Origin of the sequence: Vibrio porteresiae DSM 19223 (assembly GCF_024347055.1) — a bacterium.
Taxonomy (GTDB): Bacteria; Pseudomonadota; Gammaproteobacteria; order Enterobacterales; family Vibrionaceae; genus Vibrio; species Vibrio porteresiae.
The window spans coordinates 1,560,231-1,582,210 of the sequence record NZ_AP024895.1; the positions used below are offsets into that span (position 1 = coordinate 1,560,231).

The window sequence follows — 21,980 nt, forward strand, 5'->3', positions numbered from 1 at the left end:
TCTCCTACGACGAGCATTGCTTAAATCGGCAACTCCATCACATTTTGTAAGGTTACTCACGAGAATGGATTGCATTTTAATCGATCAAAAGTTAACTTTCGGCGATATTGCACTTTGATGTAAAAAAGTTCAACAACCAATATATTCCATTTGTGAGTTACAGCCGATATTCGCTATAGGAATGATCAGAAACGGTGATCTATCGGGAAAAAGAAAGTCGTAAATGCACATACAACGGATGTCGACTCTGACTCACCCCTAACAAGTAAAAAGAAGCTGGGAAATAACCATGTTGAGTGCCTATTTTGAAATGAAACAAGCGCGTGATGCCCTTGGTATCGCACCAAAACCGTTAAACGAACAAGATACCCAAGAGGTTGCTAACGCTTTACTCGATGCAAGCTTGCCAAGAGAGGAGCAAGTTAAATGGCTGGAACTGCTGACCAAACGTGTGCCACCGGGTGTGGATGAAGCGGCGAAAGTGAAAGCTCAATTTCTCCATCAAATTGCAGCGGGTCAATTAACGTCGCCAGTGCTCAATTCGGCACAAGCGATTGAATTATTGGGAACGATGCAAGGGGGTTACAATGTAGCACTGCTCATTAGCCTATTAAAACAGCCAATCTATGCCGCTCAAGCTGCGCAAGCGTTGAAGCATACTGTCTTGATGTTTGATGGATTAGATAAAGTGGCTCAGCTTGCCAAGCAAAATAACAAGGCAGCGGCTGAACTCATCAACTCATGGGCACAAGGTGAATGGTTTACCGATAAAGCGCCAGTACCAGAAAAAATGACATTAACGGTATTTAAGGTTCCGGGCGAAATTAATACCGATGATTTTTCGCCTGCTCAAGATGCTTGGTCTCGTCCTGATATTCCGCTTCATGCTCAAGCTATGCTAAAAATGCCCCGTGAAGGTATGGTTGATAACCCATTAAAATGCATCAATAAATTAAAAGAGAATGGCTATCCAATTGCGTTCGTAGGCGATGTGGTGGGGACAGGTTCATCACGTAAATCTGCGGCGAACTCACTACTTTGGCATATTGGTCACGATATTCCCTTTGTTCCGAATAAACGCAGTGGTGGAGTGGTACTAGGCCAAACCATTGCGCCCATTTTCTACAACACATTAGAAGATGCAGGGGCACTGCCAATTGAAGCCGATGTATCAAAGCTGAACACAGGGCTGATCATCGATGTGTATCCGCACCAAGGTGAAATTCGCGATCATAAAACCAATGAGCTTATTACTACTTTCCAACTTAAGTCCGATATGCTGCTCGACAGTGTCCGAGCGGGTGGTCGTATTCCATTGATTTTGGGACGTCAATTGACTGACGACAGCCGAGAACATTTACACTTACCTCAATCTTCTTTGTTTGTTCGTCCAATGCAAATAGAAAAAGAGTGCGGTTTTACCTTAGCGCAAAAGATCGTTGGTAAAGCGTGTGGTGTTGATGGTGTCTATCCTGGTCAATATTGCCAACCCAAAGTGACTTCAGTGGGTTCGCAGGACACAACCGGCCCGATGACTCGTGATGAAATTAAAGATTTAGCATGCCTATCCTTTAAAGCCGACTTGGTATTGCAAACATTCTGCCATACCGCACCCTACCCAAGACCTATCGATGCGGAAAACCATCGCACCATGCCCGCGTTTTTTGAACCACGCGGCGGGGTCGCAATTAAACCGGGAGATGGCATTATTCACTCATGGCTTAACCGCATGATTTTGCCTGATACCGTCGGTACAGGTGGTGACTCTCATACTCGTTTCCCGATGGGGATCTCGTTCCCTGCAGGTTCTGGGCTAGTCGCATTTGCGGCAGCAACGGGCATGATGCCACTGGATATGCCTGAGTCAGTCTTGGTGCGTTTCAAGGGGGAAATACAAGAGGGGATTACGCTGCGCGATCTGGTCCATTCAATTCCTTATTTTGCCCAAAAAGAAGGGCTGTTAAGTGTCGAGAAAGCAAATAAAAAGAACATCTTTGCTGGTAAAGTGATTGAAATCGAAGGTGTATCTCAGCTCTCGGTTGAACAGGCATTTGAGCTAGCAGATGCAACGGCTGAACGTTCTGCTGCGGGTTGTACGATTGCGCTTGATGAACACCAAGTAGCGACGTATCTGCGTTCGAACGTTACATTACTCAATTGGATGATCTCGCAAGGTTATGAGAACAAAGCAACGCTAGCCAAACGTGTCGTTGCAATGGAAGAGTGGTTAGCAAATCCAACCTTGTTAAAAGCGGACAAAAATGCCGAGTACGCAGTGGTACTTGAGATTGATGTTAGCCAGATTAAAGAGCCATTGCTCTGCTGTCCGAATGACCCAGATGACGTAAAAACACTGTCCGATGTTGCCAATACGCCAATTGATGAAGCCTTTATTGGTTCATGCATGACCAATATCGGTCACTTTAGAGCGGCGGCGACCGTTTTCGAACATACTCAAGGTAAAACGGCGAGTAAAACCTGGATTGCACCACCCACTAAAATGGATGAACAGCAGCTGAAAGGAGAAGGTATCTACAGTGTGTTTGCTCAACGCACCGAGCTACCGGGCTGTTCACTTTGCATGGGTAACCAAGCGCAAGTTAATGAAAATGCCACGGTCATTTCTACTTCGACTCGTAACTTCCCCAACCGTTTAGGTAAGGGATCACAGGTCTATTTAGGCTCTGCCGAGTTAGCCGCCGTGACAGCAATGCTTGGTCATTTACCAACACCCGAGCAGTATTTTGCAATGACGCAACCGCTACGCATTCAATCTGAGCAGATATACACATATCTTGATTTCAGTACGATAGATAACTACGTTCATCCAGCAAGTCACACAGAGCGTTCGATGATAGAACTTGTTCATAATAATTAGATGCTATGGAAGAGGTACAAGTGACATTGTCACTAGTACCTCTTTGAGTAAATGACATCTTTGGCTGAAGGAGTGCAGTAGTCCTGGGTTTAGACGGTCTGACTAATGTTGACTATTAATATGATCGATGATCTCCGTTGCCAGTTTTTCGGCGAGCTTATTTTTCGTCAAATACATCACGCCGACGGGTAATGTTTTATACGTTAGCGATGAGGGTAACGGTACTAAGCCATACTCTTTGGCGGTCTCTTCGAAAAGATTGTACAGGAAAATGAGACGGTTTGAATCTTGCGCCAGCTTTAATGCCGCGGTCACTGACTGACAGTTAAACTGGATAGTATCCAATGGCATGATCGACGCGTACACACGGTCATTGATTTCTGGCTCATTGGCATAACGAACGGTTATCCATTGGTAGTTTGCTAAGTCGTTGTTATCGACAGTTTCTTGGCTCAGTAAAGGGTGATCTTGAGCGACAAACACCAAAAAGTGTGTATAAAACACCGGCAAATAGGCGATCTCTTTATGTTGCACCAGTCGTTCTGGGATAGTGCCCATGGCGATATCACAGCTGTTCAGTAGCAACTCTTCCTGCAGTTTTACGGTGTCATCATTTTTGATGTTGAACGTGATCTCGCTATGTTGAGTCGTCACCGCTTTGATTGAGTCAAATATACGGGTATGAGTCCAGTTAAAGCCACAACCAATAGTGCATATCTGACGTTTATTTTCTGCAAGACCCGTTACGCTGGAAATTAATTTTTCATAAGAATTGATGGTATCAATAGAATTAATATACAACGTCATTCCTGCATCAGTTAACTCGATACTATTTTTGTTACGAGTTAATAATGTGACACCTAATGTTTTTTCTAATCGAGAAATATTTTGCGTCAAAGTAGGTTGAGATATGCCTATAATTTCACTTGCTTTAGTGATGTTACGGATATCGCCCACCACTTTAAATTGACGAATTAACTTAAGCATTAGGGTGTACCGATCTATAAACCATGATAAGCCTAGATAATATCATAAAAATGAGTGGTGAGAGAGTGTGAATTTTACGTTATTTTCATTGAGATGGAGAACATTTATTCAGCAGTGAAATAGAGAAAAGAGAGTGGTGCTCAGATAGGACGATGTCACTCAGGTGAGTTCTTCTGCAGTTGATAAACACAGCCCAGAATAGCGTGCTATTTAAAAGATAAGAAGTGAGACTTACATCGCTACACGCTGGATGAAGCGAAGAATTTTGTGTCTTCAGATCGCAAATCTTATCACTGATACAGCAGATGGTGTTACATGGGTGAGTGAGTAACTATCTGTTATGTAATATTAAAAAAATCATTCCTCGCTAACGGTACGATTCTTTTACGTATTTGTTTTCATCTTAGACAAAAAAGCACTAATGAATAGGTTTAAGCTATGATTTCATTGTATAAACCTATTGTATTGATATTGCATTTTGCTGATATTCTATTGCCATTATTTATCTACTTATTTAAGTTTGTGATGAAAAGGTATTCCCGCAACGCTGTAAAGCGGTAATTGAGGGAGTGTGGCCTTGCCATAAAATAGCTTTCATCATTAACGAGGTTGTTACCGAGAAGGGCAATACTCAAGACTCTGTTTGATGTTGTTTATCACACCATCAAATAGTTTTGAGTGTTGCCCTTTTTTATTATTTTTATCTAAAAATTAAAGTAATGGAAGACAATGTGATATTCACCAATTTTATTCTCCATTATTTCCTTTTTAACCTCTTTGATGAAGAGGTAAGGCATCGATAGTAATAATAACAGCGTAAGTCGCCATATTTTTAATGGGCGTTATTTGTACGCTTATAGGTGATGCCAGTGAATTGTAAAGAATCTGATTGAAATTAATTACAAACGGTCTGATCAGATAGATAGGTAAAATAGGAATAATCTTATGAAGAAAAAAATATTAGCGGGAATGATAGCCGTTGCCTGTTCGCCAATGGCGATGCACGTAGCTCCTGTCCAAGCGGCGCAGCAGAGTCAAGCTGAGCCAAACATCGTTTACATTATCGTTGACGACCAACGTTATGATGCGATGGGCTTCATCGGTGGTGAAGCCGTAACGCCTAACATGGATAAATTGGCGAAAGAAGGGACTTATTTCAAAAATGCCTTCGTTACCACATCACTGAGTGGTCCAAGCCGCGCAAGTGTGCTGACGGGTATGTACGCTCATAACCATGGCATGGTTGATAACAACAAAAACCCCGATGTATTCAAACTCCACTATTTCCCAGAATTGCTGAAAAAAGCGGGTTACCAAACCGGTTTCTTCGGTAAATGGCACTTTGGTGGTGTCGAAGAAGAAGCAAAACCAGGTTTCGCTGGCTTTGATAAATGGGTTGGTTTTATCGGTTCGAATGCCCAGGGTAACTACTACCCTATCGATGCAACCGGTAAACCTTCAATGCTTAACGTTGACGGCAAGCTAGTGAAACAGAAAGGGTACATCACCGATGAACTGACGGATTACGCAGTAGATTGGCTAGACCATCGCGATAAGAAAAAACCATTTATGTTGTACCTAGGTCATAAAGGGGTTCACGCGGACTTCCTACCTGCACCGCGTCACATTGGTAAATTAGCTGGTAAACATTACGAAAAACCAGATACTTACGCGAATACAGAAGAGAACTACAAAGGTAAACCTCGTTGGCTGCGTGATCAACGTAACAGCTGGCACGGTATCGATTACCCATACGATATGAAAATCGACTTAGATAAATTCAAAGAAGATTACTACGAAACCTTGATGTCAGTGGATGACAGCGTTGGTCGCGTAATGAAATATCTAAAAGATCATAATCTTGATAAAAATACTATCGTGATGGTAATGGGTGATAATGGTTTCCAATTTGGTGAACACGGTATCATTGATAAACGTACTGCTTACGAAGAATCTATCCGCGTTCCACTGATTGCGATGGGGCCAGGCTTTGATAAAGGTCGTGTAGTGAATGACATCGTGGCTAACATCGATATCGCACCAACCATTTTGGATGCAGCACATATCAAAGCACCAAGCAACTATGATGGTTCTAGCTTCTTACCACTTGCGTCCGGTAAGCAACCAGCAACTCCTCGTGCTAAAGACTTTGTTTACGAGTACTTCTGGGAATACAACTTCCCATACACGCCAACCACATTTGCCGTCCGTACTGACAACTACAAGTACATCAACTACTACGGTGTTTGGGACACAGAAGAACTGTATGACATCAAGAACGACCCACACGAAAAACACAATTTGATCGAATCAAACGATCCAAAAATTGCCGATGTTCGTGTGAAATTGCGTCATGAACTGTTTGCTAAACTGAAAAACCATGAAGGTAAGAACAACATTCCTTACAACGAACGTTTGTCTACCGGTATCTTGTTCCGTCATGGTCCTGAAGGTAAGAAAGCGGCTGACTTCCCTGACAGCTGGCTACGGGGTTATGACCCAGCAGATAAGTATTTCGGATTCTTCCCAGACGTGGCAGACAAAGAGAAAGCGTACGGCGCATTCTCTGATGGTCTGAAACGTACTCAGGAGTACATCCAAAAAACTTACATGCAAAAAGAAGAAACAAAATAATGAGTTCTAGGCGCTCCCTTGGGAGCGCCGTTTTGCCTTATGTCGCTCTTACTAAGCGATGAGCAACCCGACAACGAAAAACAATAATGAGACAGAGTGATGAACTTTAAACAATGTCTAGCAGTCCTGACTGCTTCAGCCTCGATGGCTTTTACGACTTTTGCCCACGCCGAAATAACTTCTCAAGAAGCGAGTGCGCCTTCAGTACTCGTGCAGACTCAACAAGCTCTGGTCAAAATGATGGGGATCAGCCCACTCATGATTCAATCGCCTAAAGAGGCGATTACACTGCCTATCTATGGCAAATCCGAAATGGTACTCAACAAAACATTGGGCATGGATTTCGATGATGGTCGTCGTTCACTTCCTTTCGCCACTTTTGTCAGTGATAGCCATTACGATGACGTGGTGACTTACTATAAAAAGGCATTGCCCGATTTTGCCGAATTGCATCAGAAAGGGGAAACCCAGTTTGTGAAACTGGCCTTAGATGGCGGCCAATATCCCAACGACTATTATCAGATTCCAAATATAGAAATCTTTCCAACTCAATTAGTTGATGGATCCGATGGCACCATGTTTGTGATTATGTACCATGAGAAAAAGCCAGCAAAGCCGGTAAAACAAGCCGCGCAACCAGTAAAACAATAAGAAAAAAAGCAGTGTGAAGTGAGGTCCAAACATGAAATCGATTAATAACTTCCAGATGATCGCCAAACCCAGTGGCTCAGTCTGTAACATTGACTGTACCTACTGTTTCTATTTGGAAAAAGAGAAGCTTTATCCCGATAGAAAAAACCGCTGGAAAATGGACGATGAGACTTTAGCGGCATATGTCCAAAAACAGATTCAATCGCAGAAAGGTGAAGTGGTTGATTTCATATGGCAGGGTGGAGAACCGACTCTGCTCGGCATTGACTTTTTTGCTAAAGCGCTTGCGTTGCAAGAGCAATATAAGGGCGGCAAAAAGATTCAGAATTTCTTCCAAACCAACGCGATTAAAATCGACGATGAATGGGTCACCTTTTTAGGTAAGCACCAATTCTTAGTGGGCGTTTCTATCGATGGTGATCGTGAAGTCAATGATAAGTATCGTATCTCCCGTTCGGGGAAAAGCACCTTTGATGAGGTATTGAAAGGCATCGAGTGTCTGAAAAAACACAAGGTGGAATTTAATACGCTCACGGTAGTTAACGAATTCAACGTACGTAAGCCGCTCGAAACCTATCAGTTTTTAAAAAGCATCGGCAGCCAATTTATGCAGTTTATTCCGCTGGTGGAACGTAAAGCGAAAGAGGCGGATGAAAATGGCTTAACCCTGATTCAACCGGATTTTACTGGCCAGTGTGATGTGACGCCTTGGTCTGTTCCTTCAAAAGCTTACGGCGCATTCCTCAATAAAATTTTCGATTATTGGGTCGTGAACGATTTTAACCGCATCTTCGTGATGAATTTTGAACAGACCATGTCTCAAATGATTGGCCGTTCGGCTGCCTGTGTGTTTAGTGAAACCTGCGGTAGCGATTTGGTCATGGAAGCCAATGGTGATGTGTACTCGTGCGACCACTTTGTGTATCCAGAACACAAGTTAGGTAACTTACATCACCACGATTTGGAAGCGATGGTCAACTCACCACAAAACTTAGCTTTTGGTGAAAGTAAGAAAACCAACATCAGCCGTGACTGTCTCGACTGCCCTGTGAAACAAGCTTGCAATGGCGGCTGCCCTAAACATCGTTTCCAAATTTCGAGCGATGGTAAACCCAACAAAAACTATCTGTGTGAAGGGTTCAAAACGCACTTCACTCATGTGCTGCCGAAAATGGTCGGCATTTTTGAACTAATGGAACGAGAAATCACCCCTAAACAAATAAAGGCCGCAATGAAGAAGCGGTTCTACTAAGTGACTATTTCCTGATTGCCCCTCCGCTTGTTCGGCTTATCGTTGGAGGGGCCTTTTTATACTTATTCGTTAGTTAAATCTTGATGCGTTAGTTAAGTCTTTCTGCCAAATGCGCCTTAAAATTGGCAAGCGTTTCTGGCGTCGCCCCCCATTGCTTCATAGAAATAGAGTGGTTTGGCATAGCTAATCCCTACCTATAACACTGCATATTCCATTGGATAGCCTAAGACAGTACCAATATTTTCCTCACTAACTATGTATTAGTAAATTAGAATATTAGCGCACCAAGTCATCTAATTGGTGGCATTTAAAAACATAGTCATCAATAATCGAAAAAGCGAAGTTTTTGTAAATTGTTATTGATAGAGAAACTCAGCTCGGGTAATTTGTCACCATACGATATTTAATTTAATCAAGGTGTTAAATGAATCAAGAGCGATGGAAAAAAACATTTAATAAAGATTTTATTCGCTGTGTATTTTATGAAGGAATTTTAGTTTTTGGAACTATTTCATTTGTTGGGAATTCCTTGTTTAAGTACTTTGATCAAGACGCGAATTTCTCCCCGGAAAATCTCTTGCAAACATATTTTTCAAGTATATTTAATGGTTTTATCTATGGTGTAGTTATTTGGTTTTTCTCGAGTAAAAAGCGAAAAAGAAGAGGTAAAACGGTGAACGCTAACCAATAACCTCTATGAGGAACATACGATTATCAGACAAGCAACGGTAAGCGAATTTGATGTAATTTACGCTCTCGGTTTTGATGTTTGGGGGGAGGGATTATCTTTCCCTGACTATTTATCTCTGTGTCGCAGCAGTCAAAAATATCAACGTGGCACATGGTATGTATTAACCCAAGATGAGCGAATTGTCGCAGCTGCTATTATTTATGGTTGCGGACATTTTGGTTTAGGCGTGGGCTGTTATGGGCTAGGATCACTCGCCACTTCTCATTTGCACCGCCGCCAAGGGTATGGCGCTGCACTTACCAAAGCGATTGGCAAGATGTTGTTAGAACGACCAGAAACAAAAGCGATCTATCTACATAGTGATATTGATCCTCAGTTTTACCAGAAGCTCGGTTACCGCCGTATTGGTGATTCACAATGCCTCTATCTAGCGAAAGAGCAACAATCTATGCCTGATACAATTCCCGATTATTTTTAGATTGTAAAACGGTACTGGGAAAACTACTTACATCGTCATCTAAGCGATGTAAGTAGATTATATAGAATTGACAACTAGCTCGTTTAATAAAACCTTAAAGTCCTAACGCTGAACTTATTTGTTGTTTTTGTTCTTCCGGTATTTTGAGTGAATTAAATAAATTTGCTAAGTGCGATTTTTTCTTTTCGCTATCTGTTAACTTTGCACCACTGTTAACTAACGCAGTAAATTTTTCCTTTTGTATTTCAAATTCATTATCATTATCCACTCTATTTAGTAATACAACACTAATAGCAAGTATACTCGGCATGCGTCCATCTTCGACATTAACGTCCAAGCCTTTATCTATTAGTGCCGTAATCGTCGCTGGATCTTGAATTCGCTTGGAACTTAGGCTTGAAATCAATAAGCTTTTTCTAGCTCTAGTATCAAGTGTCGAGATGTCTAGGTCAGGAAGAAGTGCGCGTACCATTTGATCATTGGCGCCATTTTGGATCATTTCGGCAAGTAAAATCGGGCCATTTTCTCTGCGCTTGCTATTGGGATCGATCGTCACTAAGGTATTGGCCAAAATCGAATCTTCCAAATTATCGGTAAAACTTAACTGTGGCAGAATATGAAGATACATGTCGTCAAAAAGATAGCCGCTGTTAAATAGGTAATCGATTTTTGACTTGCCGAGACTCAAATCGTTGCTTCGCTGTATTAATTTGACAATGTTTTGGTAATTGGGGCTGTTTAGATTTTGAATATGGTCAACAATCAATCGGAAATTGACTAGGTTGGCATTTTCAGCTGCAACCATTAACGGAAAATCGTCATGTGTAGGTGCGGCATCGATGGTCATTTTGCGACTCAGTAAGCGTTCGATAAGCTTGGTATTATTCTCTGAGATCGCCAAGTTTAATAAGGTCAATTGTGCACGTAGATCCTTTGCCCAATAATCAAGCGACTTTTGTCCAATGAAATCATTCCATTGCATTTTATCTAAGTTAGATAGGCTATAACCATAGCGGTTTAGCTCACGTTCGACAATGTTGCTCCCCGCTGAATCACTGGTAAAAACAACTTCTTGCTGTGTGTATTCCTCGGTAGTCGCGAACGTATCGCTACTTAGATAGTCGTCATCGTTTGGTTGTTCATCGCTGCTACCATTAGCCGCAGTGGTTTGTTCTGGTGATGATAAAGTTTGTGAAACACCATAGCCAATCACGCCAGAACCGATAGATGTGATAAGCAAAAGATAGGGCAACTTCATTATTTAAGCCTTTCGTTATTTAGCTATTTATATTATTGAATGCGAGCTTGAAGAGAATGCGATTCATTTTTATCTGGCGGACAATTTACAATAAAACCATATAAAAGATAAATGTTTGTATTAATTTATTACAATTAAATAACTGATGATTTTGATAATAATTTTATTTTTAGCAATTTCTTATATACAAGAGCTTATTTTTTGGCGGAGCAAATATAAAAATCGTAAACGAGGCTGAAGGGAAACTTGGTGTTAGCCAGTGCAAGCTTGCCATATCCCAATAATAACGAGCTATAACGAGGGCATACAGCTTAATTAGAATGCCAACAAGAAAACACATCTTGAAAATACTCAATCAGCTTCAACTAAAGAGAGAAAGGGTAGTGTGTACTTGTTTTAGGCATGGACTGAATACGAAATGACAAGAGAGCCTAATGGCTCCCTTGTTTATATCAGTTTAGCTATTCACCGATACAGGCTCGGCGTTAGCAGATTTATCCGTTATACCGGAAATAATCGCGAGAACGAGAGCGCCAGCGGAGAGCAAGCCACCCGCCCAGTTAGGGGATTGCAGTCCAAACCCTGCTGCAATCACAAACCCTCCAAACCAAGCACCCACAGCGTTACCTAGGTTGAAAAAACCAATGTTAACGGCAGAAGCCAGTGTGGACGCTCCAGCAGCTTTGGCTTTATCCATCACCAACTTTTGAATCGGTGAAACCGTTGCGAACCCGAACGCCGCCATTAGGAAGATGCAGATAACTGACATTACTTGGCTGTGTACCGCATAATTGAAGATAAACAAAATGATTGCTTGTGCTGCTAGGGTGATATAAAGCATAGGCATTAAGGCTTTATCAGCAAATTTACCGCCGAGATGGTTACCGACAAATAAGCCCAACCCAAACACCAGCATCAACCAAGTGACACTTGAACTACTAAAACCAGCTATTTGCGTCATCATTGGTGCGATATAAGTAATTGCAGTGAAAAATGCACCAGGGCCTAAAACCGTAATCCCCATTGCCAGAATCACATTGATATTGCCAAAGGCTTTAACCTCTTGCGAAAACCGCTGTTCTTTAGGGCGAGGCTGATGAGGAATCAAACGCCATACACTCACGGCCGTCACAACCCCAACAATGGCAACAAGAGCGAACGTCAAACGCCAAGTAATATGCTCACCAATCCAAGTACCAGCTGGCACACCCACCAAATTGGCGATGGTTAATCCCATAAACATAAACGCAATGGCTTGTACGCGTTTATTGGGAGCGACCAATTCCGCAGCGATCACCGACCCGATGCCAAAGAACACGCCGTGAGCAAGGGAGGTAACAATTCGCCCAAGCAATGCAAACGCAAAACTTGGCGCGCAAGCGGTGATAAGGTTACCGGCGACAAACAGCATCATTACCGCGATCAGCATGGTTTTGCGCGAAATCTTCGCTCCCAAAATAATCAAAGCTGGTGTGCCAAAGAACACCCCAAGCGCGTAGGCGGTGGCTAAGTAACCCGTTACAGGAATCGTAATGTGAAATTCGTTAGCAATGGCAGGCAACAATCCTGCAATCACAAACTCCGTAGTGCCAATACCAAAGGCGCCAACTGCGAGCGCCCAGAGTGCGAATGGCATAAATCTCTCCTCAAAGGTGACTGTTTTATTATGTTGCGACGAGTGTAACGGTATTCCTCTGGTGGATAAACACGCTTTAGGTTCACTCAATGTAGAGAAATAGTCTACTTAGTGGCTAAATGACCCCTGTTTGGCATGCTCTACCAGTTCATCTACCAGTAAGCGCACTTTAGGAACAAGAGCTTTACTGCATGGCCAAAGGATATGCAAAGGTATCGGCTCTGGCATGAATTTGGGAAGTACAGGTACTAATGTGTTGTTTTCTATATGGTCTTTAACCATGCTCTCAGGAAGCTGAACGATCCCCATTCCGCCTAAACAGGCATTTAGTAAGGCGTCACCATCCCCAATTTGATGAAACTTTTCAGGGAGATAACTAATAATTTTTTCGTCCGCATCTTTAAGTTGCCACGCTAAAGGAGCTCGACAGCGGTAGCCCATTAAACAGATATGATGATTCAAATCCGCAAGTTCTTGTGGTGTACCATAACGCTTTAGATAAGTGGGTGAAGCACATAGATAGAGATACTGCTCACCAAGGCGACGAGACTTTAACTCATTAGTGCTTTTCAATTGGCTAAAGCGTAAAACTAAGTCTAATCCCTCTTCGATAGGGTCTACGAGTCGATCATTAAAAGAGAGTTCGAACCTGATGTCCGGATAGCGCTGAGAAAAATTGATCAGAATAGGCATCATCAAATGACGGCCAAAAAAGGCAGGCATATCCATCCGAACAACACCAGAAGGACTCTCTTTACGTCGACTTAACGAGTTTTCTGCCGAATCTAATATCTCTAATGCTGTTGTACAGCTGGCAAAATAGGCTTCGCCATCGCTAGTAAGGCTCAGTTTACGCGTTGAACGATGAAACAGTTTTGTTCCCAAACGCTCTTCTAATCGTGCGATGCTTTTACCCACAGCTGATTTCGTAATCCCTAACTTTTCACTGGCTTCGGTAAAACTTGCCGAATTCGCTGCAACCACAAAAGTGGTGATCCCCCGCAGCGATTCGTCGGAATTGAATGTAGACATATAAGAAACGATTCCAAGCTAAGCGAAAGTAGAATAGAGAAAGATTCTACAGCAATAGAGAATCAGGTCTACTTAATGTAAAGCAATTGGCTATAAGAGGAAAACAACGAGTTAGAAAACGCAAAGTGACATTAAGATGTTGAGACGCGTATCCGCCGTGGCTATCAAGAAAATGACGTATGTGATCAGTTGGTTTTTCCTATCTCACTATTATTAAGGAAATTTGATTTTAAATATCATACTATTAGAATTAAATCTGAATTTTTTAACACGGATTTACCATCTGAGATATTATTGTGAACGACCGTTTATTAATAAATATCAATTTTTCAATCGCAGATGTCTTATAAATGATGCAAAGAAAATAGACGTTTTATTTGTCATGGTTGTAATTTCAAAAAAGCAATAGTACTTTTATCAATCAAATATATTAATAACATTATTATATTTATGTGGTAATAGTGTGAAATCGAAATTTATTCTCATTTTCTCTAGTTATGACACATTAATCAAATAACATTTAATTTGAAGTGCTAATTTATTTGTTACGTTTGGTAAGTGCAGGGATTCTTTTCTATAGGTTATATTCAACGGATTTAATTATTAGACTATGTTAATTTATGAAAATGAAGGGTTTTGTGTGGTTAATTTATGATTAAATATTTTAAGTTGTTGAATTTTATTTATTATGTTTAACACAGTTAATGATATCAATTGTGTGGCTAAGGTAAGTTAAAAAGCGAAAATGAAAATAGTATTTATTATGTAACATCTAGAATTCTCTCATACTGATAATTATCGTGATATATAATCTGCGAGGGGGTTCTATGTGCTGAATTAATTAGTAGAAAACAACCGAAATTGTCTAAGGAAATATAATGAGAATGAAGAATAAAGGTAATATAGCAGCGATGTTTATGGCACTATTTTTGGCTGGGTGTGGCGGAGGAGATGGCGATGCCGATACCGATAATACGGCAACAACAAGCTCATCTTACGCTTACTACATTGACTCTGCAGTTAGCGGTCTTACTTATGAGTGTGGAACTCAGTCCGGTACGACAGATAGTAATGGTAAGTTCTATTTTGATGAAGATAGTTCTTGCCGCTTTTCAATTGGTGATCTTGTATTAAAGGTTATCGATGCCAATACACTAGATGCTTTGTCTAATGGGCAAACACTACAAGAGACCGATACCAACATTGCGCGTATCTTACAAACCCTCGATGAGGATAATGATACTAGTAACGGTATTACTATTGATCAGGAATCCGATACCGTCACCGCTTTTGTTCATTACGTCGATAATAGTAGTTCCTATACCACTGATGGTTCAGACTCAAGTTCATTACTTGAGGCCTTAAATAAGGCAGCGAATGAAGATGTGATTACTATTGATGTGGCCACAGAACTTGATGCTAATGCCCATTTGTTACACACCATTTTAAGTGACAGCAGTGGTACATTACTTGTCGGAGATGCTAGTTCAGCTGTGTATGCGAGTTTGATGCTTGCTGATTCTACCAGCGAGAGTCTTACACTGGCATCTGCCAATCAGTTGGAAGAGGAAGACAGCGATACAGTGACCTTTAATGAGGATACCGATACGCTAACCATTGGTTCAGTGAGCTATGCGCCAAATCTGGTTCAGACAGACATTGACGGTATGTATTATGTTCAGCTCAGCAATAGTGCGGACAATACACAAACGCTGCGTATTTATCCTTACGCTTATAAAGGGGCTGCAGAAAGTTATTTAGCGGGGAACATCCTCAGTAATGACATCCTATATTTGGTTGAAAGCTATAGCACTGGCGTTAAATCGTTTACATATTCTGATGCCACTTATGACACACTATCCCCGCAAGTGGCGCTGGCCTACGGCGATTCAAACTGGGTGATGACCTTTACCGCGTTCACCAGTGAGTATGCCATTTTTACCTACACCAGTGGCGATGCCACGGGTAGCGGCCGGCTTTATTATGGTGATAACAGCGCCACAGCAGCTAATGCGTATTGGTTGACTCTGGAGCCTGATGATAGCAGCGCTCTGAGCTTTACTGATAATATGGTGGCTAGTGGCCTAAGTTTGTATCTTAATGACGGTGATCTGGAAAAAATCACCTTTGGCGACAACAGTACGGCTAATTTTGTCAATATTCTTAATAATGAAGAAGACGATGGTGAAGACAGTATTACCTATGCTCTGACCGATGGGAAGCTGGTGTTCACTATTACCGACACCGACGACAGCAGTGTGTCTACTACCACCTTTAGCTTGGTCAGTGTAGGTGATGTGGAGGGTAGCTATATCGCCACTGAGGAAAGTGATGACGAGGATGAAAGCGACGACACCGTTATCCTGTATACCTCGCGGTCGGCTCTTGAGTCCACTTTTTTTGACGATCTCGACACCACGCGCACTGTGACTGATGAATCCGATGACAGTACCAATGCGAATCATGCTGGTTTTGAGTTGACTACACTTAGCGCAAAGGAAAGCAGCAGCGGTCGGATCGAAATAACTCTTACTGCCAACGGCAGTATTAAAGATGCCCTAGCAACGGATTCAGTTTCCGGAACCGGTTATGTTAACATGCTTTGGATTGGGGTTAATGACAGTATTGAGTTTGGGATGAAGGGTAATGGAGACAAATGGGCTCTAAAGGATTACTGGCAAGATGGTGTTTATGTTGAAGGAGAAAGCTTAGACACAGATATCTATTCATTCGAGGTATCGTCTGATGGCAAAACCGTGACTATTACTCTGGACAGTGATCAGGTACCAAGCAATGATTATGGTTACTTCTTTATTGATGCTGATATTGGAGAAAACTGTAGTAGCTGTGCCGAAGAAGATGTGGGTGACCATAGCTATGATAGGATACAGCTGGGAGCCCTGTGGCAAGATGACAGCCTTTTGGCTGGTGCTTGGGTGAATAGCACAGATGATGCACCTTTTGCCGATATTGTGGTATTTCTTGACAAGCAAAACTATGTGATTGCGCAACAAGCGCTGAGTGAAAATAGCGTGATCGGTGGCGTGGAAGCCGGTACCTACACCTATACTCATTCTGCGACTGCCGATACAGCCAGTGACGCCGTTCCAGTCATTGATTCCAATGGCACTTCCAATGGTGGGGCTACCCTGAAGGATACGTCAATGACGGTGTACAGTAATAATAATGAGGTTCTGGATATTGCTGATGATGATCAAGATCTCACTAAAATCGTCGCCTCAGACAGCCATCCGGAAGCCGGTGCTTGGTTGATTGAAGCAACCTCAGATGGAGGAATTGCAGATAATGCCTTGGTGGTTCTTGATGGTAATGGACACTATATGGAAATCGATTTGTATTATGGCGCAAATGGGTTTTACTATGAGGATGATGAGACATTAGAAAATGCCTCTGAATTTGGTACTTATGTGATAAGTGGTGACAACAGTACCATTACCTTTACTGCTGATGCCACAACGACCACTAATACCTTAGTTTGTACTGACGACGATGAGAGTGACTGCGGTACTGTTGCTGGTGACTCAAACATATCGGCTGGATTTTCTGATGAAAATGGACAAGCATTGGATTACTCAATCAAAGATGATGTGATGACCATAATCATCCCTGAAGATGAGAATCCGACAGTAACGTTAAATCGTGTGCAGTAACTGTAATTAGCTGTTATAAAAGGTACAATTTAAAATTAAAACCCAAAAGGACATACACCTCGAAAATGAATTGGGGTGTGTGTCTTTTATAGAAATTAGTAGCTACAGAATTATGAACGTTCTCGTGACTTTATTGCATTTAAAGCGTCTCATTCTAAGGCGTGTTGTAAAGTAAATAAGCCGTCGGAAGTCCTATATGTTGGATCTTCGACAACAGGCATCAAAAAACGATTAACTCAACATCTCGTCGATTGTGCTGATCAAACATATGCTTTACACCTTTATGCGTGGTTTAAAGGGAAATACAAAGTTGATGTACTCGAATATGATGAACCGAATGAAGTCATCCAGTTAATAGAAGATAATATTTCCAATAAGTTGAAACCAGCATTTGGCAAACAAGGTGGAAACAATAAGTAGTCACTGTGAGAAGTTCAGCTAACGGAATTAAGGTGTCATTCCTTTCACAAACATTATCAATACACGTCCACTCGCTCACTCCGCAATCCTCTCTTCTGTCCATTTATATCCCAGCAGCCGTTCGATAAGTTTTTCTCCTTGCGGCCAATAACCAAAGCCAGCATCGGTGTTAATGTGGCCGGCTTTATGTAATGTCACCACGTCACTTTGCAAATGTTTAGCGAACTCTTTAGCTCTTGGAATCGAGAGGTGTGGGTCGTCATCGCTGCAGACCACTATGCTGGGAAACGGTAGTGGCTGCATGGATAATGGTCGCTGCACGTGAATTTCTGGGATTGCGGTTGATGAGTCAACGTCAGCTGGAGCAACCAGCAATGCACCAATGACGTTTTCGGATGAATAAAGAGATGCCCACTGAGTAATCGCGACTGAGCCGCAGCTGTGTCCCACCAGTAATACGTTGCCTGATACCTGTTTTATGGTGTCGTTTAGCGCATCAGCCCACGCTTGGCGTTCCGGTACTAGCCAATCTTTTTGCTGTACTCGTACTGTGTTGGTGTAGCTGCGTTCAATAATGCTCTGCCAGTGGTTTGGGGCGGAATTAGTGTATCCCGGCACAAGAATAATCGTCGTATTCATCCATACTGCTCAGTTGATAATGGGGAATATGACCATAACATGCTCATTTATCACAGTATATTGCAGAGATTGAGATTAGAACGAAATCGTAAAAGCAAGGCTTGATTGTCCTGAACTCACTCTATTCATCCCCCCTGACAGTGGAATTCTCCCCGTTCTTTGCTAGCTTGATTGATAGAGATTGTTTCAATATCTACAGGGATTTAGCTGAACATGAACGAAGCGCACACGCAAGACAAAGGGTTCGAAACGGTTTTTCGTCACTCTAAAGATGGCTTGGCGATTTTTAAAGACGGTATCTTTGTCGATTGCAACCAATCGATGCTCGATTTGGTCGGCTTAGCGACTCGTGAGGAGTTTATCGGCCTTACGCCGTTCGATTTCTCTCCTGAATATCAGTTTGATGGTCGTAGCTCAGCCGAAAAAGGCATGGAGTACATTACCCAATGTTACGAAGAGGGCAGTGTGCGCTTTGAATGGTTGCATAAAAAGTCGAATGGCGAGCCCTTTTGGTGTGAAGTGATCATCACCAAAATGACCTTGGCGGGTGAGGTGGTGGTGCATGCCAATTGGCGCGATATCACCGAGAAGAAAGATCTGGAACTTAAGCTTGCTGAGCAAAAAGAGATATTTGAGACGCTGTTTAATGAGTCGATGGATGGTCTGAGCGTGTTTGATGGGCAGAAATACGTCGACTGCAATAAGGCGTTTTTGCGCATGTTTGGTTTTAGTTCCAAAGATGAAGTGATTGGGATTCATCCCAAAGACATTTCTCCGGAGTTTCAAGCTGATGGACGTTCGTCAAAAGAGGCCGCTAAAGAGCTGATTTTTAAATCGTTAGATAAAGGCAGCACGCGATTTAAGTGGATACACTGCAAAAAAGATCGCACCAACTTTTGGACCGAAGTGATCATCACTAAGGTCAACCTCAAAGGCGTTGATGTGATTTACGCGGTGATTCGTGATATCTCAGAGAAAAAGGCGTTGGAGCTGGAGCTTTACGAACGCAATACCGAATTAGATCTTTCAAATAGTCACCTTGAATTGATGATTGACGATCTAAAACGGACGCAAGAGCAGTTGGTGGAATCGGAAAAAATGGCGAGTTTAGGATCGCTTGTGGCAGGGGTAGCACATGAAATCAATACGCCCGTGGGGGTTGGTTTGATGGGGATTACTCAGTTTATGGAAGAGACCAAAGCCATTCGTAGCCATTATCACAAAGGTGAACTGACCGAAAATTCTTTTGAAGATTACCTCAACAGTGCCAATGAACTTTCTAATATCGTCCATAAAAACCTTGAACGTACAGCGCAGTTGGTGCGCGGCTTTAAACAAATTGCCGTTGACCAAACCAGCGAAGAGGAGCGTTCAATCAATTTACGGGAATACTTGGAAGAGGTGGTGTTTAGCCTTGGTTCGATGACCCGAAAAGCCAATACCCAAATCACTATCGATTGCCCCGACAATTTTAACGTAGTGACCAATCCTGGGTTGATTTCGCAAGTGGTAACCAACTTGATTGTTAACTCCATGGTGCACGGCTTTAGCGAACGAGGCTTTGGTGAGATTACGATTCAGGTGCGTGAAGAAGAGCGCAACTATTTTGTCATGACCTACCAAGATAACGGCAAAGGGATCAGCAAAGAGATTTTGCCGAGAATCTTTGACCCATTTTTTACCACCAACCGCGCTAACGGTGGCACGGGATTGGGGCTAAATGTCACGTATAACATTGTGAAAAATGCGCTAGGTGGTTCGATTGAGTGTCAAAGTGAACCTAATCAAGGGGTGCAATTTACGATTGGCTTTGGTGTAAAAGATCGCGCATAGCTGCGAATCGGGCGATGTGAACATCCGTTCCATCGCCCGCAATATCGCCTTGGTTTGCACACATCTAACCGTCACACTGTGTAACCATGAAACAAACTGTGTTTAATCAGGGTAGATGTCGCGCAGCGCCATGATGTTATCAAAGTGAGTGATTGCAAGATCGCAAATTTCAGGGTCGAAATGACGCCCGCGTTCTTCTTTCAGCAAGCTTAAAATGCGGTCGGCAGGCCACGGCTCTTTGTAGGAGCGACGCGCTGCGAGCGCATCAATGACATCGGCTATCGCCATCAGCCGACCTTCAATCGGAATCTCTTCCTCTTTTAAGCCTGATGGATAGCCGGAACCATCCCATTTTTCATGGTGATAGAGCGCGATGCTCGCACCTACTTGTGGCAATGCACGTTTCGAATGACACAGCAAATCGTAACCGACTTGAGCATGGGTTTTCATGATCTCCCACTCATCAGGATCAAGCTTGCCCGGTTTATGTAAGATGGTTTCAGGAATGGCGATTTTACCAATATCGTGCATTGGGGTAGCGTGTTTGATGAGCTGCACAATGTGCTCCTCTAACCCAAGCCGCTGAGCGAGAAATTCACAGATCAGGGACACGCGGCGCACGTGGGCTCCGGTCTCTTTACTGCGCATTTCAATGGCATCCCCTAACACGTACATCAACTCTTGTTGAGTGCGTTCAATGTCTTCACGCCGAGTTAAGTTCTCAAAAATAATCGAGATTTTAGTGAGCATCACATTCAGTAGTCGCTCGGTTAATCGCGAAATTGGGGCAGTAAAAGTGATGGTGGTGGCGCTTTCACTGCTGTCGGAAAGCTGAGTGAAATTACAGAAAAAACCTTTGTCGCTGATGTTTTGCTTTTGCATTAACGCTTGGTCAGCGGTTTTGCGAATCGCTGCCGGGAAGATATCGTCTTTCAGTTCAGTGTCGATCTGGTATTGCACTCCGTCAAAACTAAGCAAGATTTGCTCGCGATTACCCAAGGCATTAAGTAACTGATAGTGCAGATAAAACGATACCGTCTGCTGACCAATCAGCTCTTTGACTTCCCGCAATGCCTGGCGACAAAATGCTTCAGAATTGGAGGCTTGCAACACCCGCGTGGTGGCACTGACCACATCTTCCAGCCCTTTGCTGCCTTGTTCTACTTCTCGAATATCTCGATAAGCACGAATGGCAGCGTAAATGGTGGTTTTAAGGCGGGTGGAATTTAGCTCGGTTTTGTTTTTGTAATCGTTGATATCGTAATCGCGGATCACATCCTCTTCCGGCGCTTCACCCGGTTGACCGGTACGCAGTACCAAGCGGGTTGAGGTATTTTTATGGCTTTCGCGAATCCATTTCACCAGATCCAATCCGGCGTGATCGCTTTCCATCACCACATCAACTAATGCGAGGGCGATATCGGAATGGTCTTTAAACAGCTGTTTTGCTTCTTCTGCCGAACGGGCTTTCAAAAAGAGCAATGGACGACTATCGACCAGAACGCGTTTTAATACCATCTCGGAAACCGAGATCACGTCATCTTCATCGTCAATCAATGCTACTTTCCATGGCGTAAGTTCTTCGCCTAACTTACCTTCATTCGCTTGAGACGCAGCAGGGTAAGGTGTTGCTTTTTTTGCAAATAATGGGTTTGGCATAGCAATAGCGTACCTAATAGTTAATCACAACAAAGTCCATCTGGTTAAAATATAGTTTGCTCATGCGGCAGAATCCATTGACCCACCATAAATAAGCGTTTTGTTTCTTTGTTGTACTGCTTAACCCCTTTAAATCCTGAGTGTAGTGAGCTGAATTGCTTGGCAAATCGGCTTAAGCAGCATTGGCTTTTGATTTGTTCTGTCAATTACCTAGCGGCTTTTATATGATGCCAAGTTCCATAAAACAAAGAGGATTATTAT

Annotated in this window: 15 protein-coding genes; 9 read left to right on the forward strand and 6 right to left on the reverse strand. The window is 42.6% G+C overall.

The window, feature by feature from the left end:
• Positions 1–289: 289 nt before the first annotated feature.
• Positions 290–2,878 carry a bifunctional aconitate hydratase 2/2-methylisocitrate dehydratase gene (locus tag OCV11_RS07160; RefSeq protein WP_261895953.1) on the forward strand — a complete coding sequence of 863 codons (2,589 nt, stop codon included), beginning with the start codon at positions 290–292 and terminating at the stop codon, positions 2,876–2,878.
• Between the two features lie 102 nt (positions 2,879–2,980).
• Here the strand turns inward: OCV11_RS07160 and OCV11_RS07165 are convergent, their stop codons facing one another.
• Positions 2,981–3,865: a LysR family transcriptional regulator gene (locus OCV11_RS07165; protein ID WP_261895954.1), complete on the reverse strand. Its 885-nt coding sequence runs from the start codon at positions 3,863–3,865 to the stop codon at positions 2,981–2,983.
• Positions 3,866–4,810: 945 nt separating this feature from the next.
• Here OCV11_RS07165 and OCV11_RS07170 point away from each other — a divergent pair.
• The 5 genes from OCV11_RS07170 to OCV11_RS07190 all read left to right on the forward strand — a co-directional run bounded on the left by OCV11_RS07170 (position 4,811) and on the right by OCV11_RS07190 (position 9,571).
• Positions 4,811–6,499, forward strand: a complete 1,689-nt coding sequence (locus OCV11_RS07170; protein WP_261895956.1) for a sulfatase family protein — start codon at positions 4,811–4,813, stop codon at positions 6,497–6,499.
• 99 nt (positions 6,500–6,598) lie between these two features.
• On the forward strand, positions 6,599–7,150 hold the full coding sequence (locus OCV11_RS07175; protein WP_261895958.1) for a hypothetical protein: 552 nt from the start codon (positions 6,599–6,601) through the stop codon (positions 7,148–7,150).
• 31 nt (positions 7,151–7,181) lie between these two features.
• The gene (locus OCV11_RS07180; RefSeq protein WP_261895959.1) at positions 7,182–8,402 is read left to right on the forward strand and encodes an anaerobic sulfatase maturase; all 1,221 of its coding nucleotides are present in this window, start codon (positions 7,182–7,184) and stop codon (positions 8,400–8,402) included.
• A 424-nt stretch (positions 8,403–8,826) separates the two neighbouring features.
• Positions 8,827–9,093, forward strand: a complete 267-nt coding sequence (locus tag OCV11_RS07185; RefSeq protein WP_261895960.1) for a hypothetical protein — start codon at positions 8,827–8,829, stop codon at positions 9,091–9,093.
• 22 nt (positions 9,094–9,115) lie between these two features.
• On the forward strand, positions 9,116–9,571 hold the full coding sequence (locus OCV11_RS07190; protein WP_261896247.1) for a GNAT family N-acetyltransferase: 456 nt from the start codon (positions 9,116–9,118) through the stop codon (positions 9,569–9,571).
• 94 nt (positions 9,572–9,665) lie between these two features.
• Here OCV11_RS07190 and OCV11_RS07195 read toward each other — a convergent pair whose 3' ends face one another.
• The 3 genes from OCV11_RS07195 to OCV11_RS07205 all read right to left on the reverse strand — a co-directional run bounded on the left by OCV11_RS07195 (position 9,666) and on the right by OCV11_RS07205 (position 13,497).
• Complete coding sequence (locus OCV11_RS07195) at positions 9,666–10,829, reverse strand: hypothetical protein (RefSeq protein ID WP_261895961.1); 1,164 nt, start codon at positions 10,827–10,829, stop codon at positions 9,666–9,668.
• A 457-nt stretch (positions 10,830–11,286) separates the two neighbouring features.
• Entirely contained in the window at positions 11,287–12,465 is a 1,179-nt protein-coding gene (locus tag OCV11_RS07200; RefSeq protein WP_261895962.1) for an MFS transporter, read from the reverse strand.
• 108 nt (positions 12,466–12,573) lie between these two features.
• Entirely contained in the window at positions 12,574–13,497 is a 924-nt protein-coding gene (locus OCV11_RS07205) for a LysR family transcriptional regulator (protein ID WP_261895963.1), read from the reverse strand.
• An 878-nt stretch (positions 13,498–14,375) separates the two neighbouring features.
• On the opposite strand from OCV11_RS07205, the gene OCV11_RS07210 reads away from it, so the two are divergent.
• On the forward strand, positions 14,376–17,168 hold the full coding sequence (locus OCV11_RS07210) for a hypothetical protein (RefSeq protein WP_261895964.1): 2,793 nt from the start codon (positions 14,376–14,378) through the stop codon (positions 17,166–17,168).
• Positions 17,169–17,300: 132 nt separating this feature from the next.
• The gene (locus OCV11_RS07215) at positions 17,301–17,588 is read left to right on the forward strand and encodes a GIY-YIG nuclease family protein (protein WP_261896248.1); all 288 of its coding nucleotides are present in this window, start codon (positions 17,301–17,303) and stop codon (positions 17,586–17,588) included.
• Between the two features lie 75 nt (positions 17,589–17,663).
• On the opposite strand, the gene OCV11_RS07220 is transcribed toward OCV11_RS07215, so the two are convergent.
• The gene (locus tag OCV11_RS07220) at positions 17,664–18,227 is read right to left on the reverse strand and encodes an RBBP9/YdeN family alpha/beta hydrolase (protein ID WP_261895965.1); all 564 of its coding nucleotides are present in this window, start codon (positions 18,225–18,227) and stop codon (positions 17,664–17,666) included.
• 213 nt (positions 18,228–18,440) lie between these two features.
• On the opposite strand from OCV11_RS07220, the gene OCV11_RS07225 reads away from it, so the two are divergent.
• The gene (locus OCV11_RS07225; protein WP_261895966.1) at positions 18,441–20,060 is read left to right on the forward strand and encodes a PAS domain-containing sensor histidine kinase; all 1,620 of its coding nucleotides are present in this window, start codon (positions 18,441–18,443) and stop codon (positions 20,058–20,060) included.
• 102 nt (positions 20,061–20,162) lie between these two features.
• Here OCV11_RS07225 and OCV11_RS07230 read toward each other — a convergent pair whose 3' ends face one another.
• Positions 20,163–21,719 (reverse strand): HD domain-containing phosphohydrolase, encoded by a 1,557-nt coding sequence (locus OCV11_RS07230; protein ID WP_261895967.1) that lies wholly within the window; start codon positions 21,717–21,719, stop codon positions 20,163–20,165.
• Between the last annotated feature and the right edge of the window lie 261 nt (positions 21,720–21,980).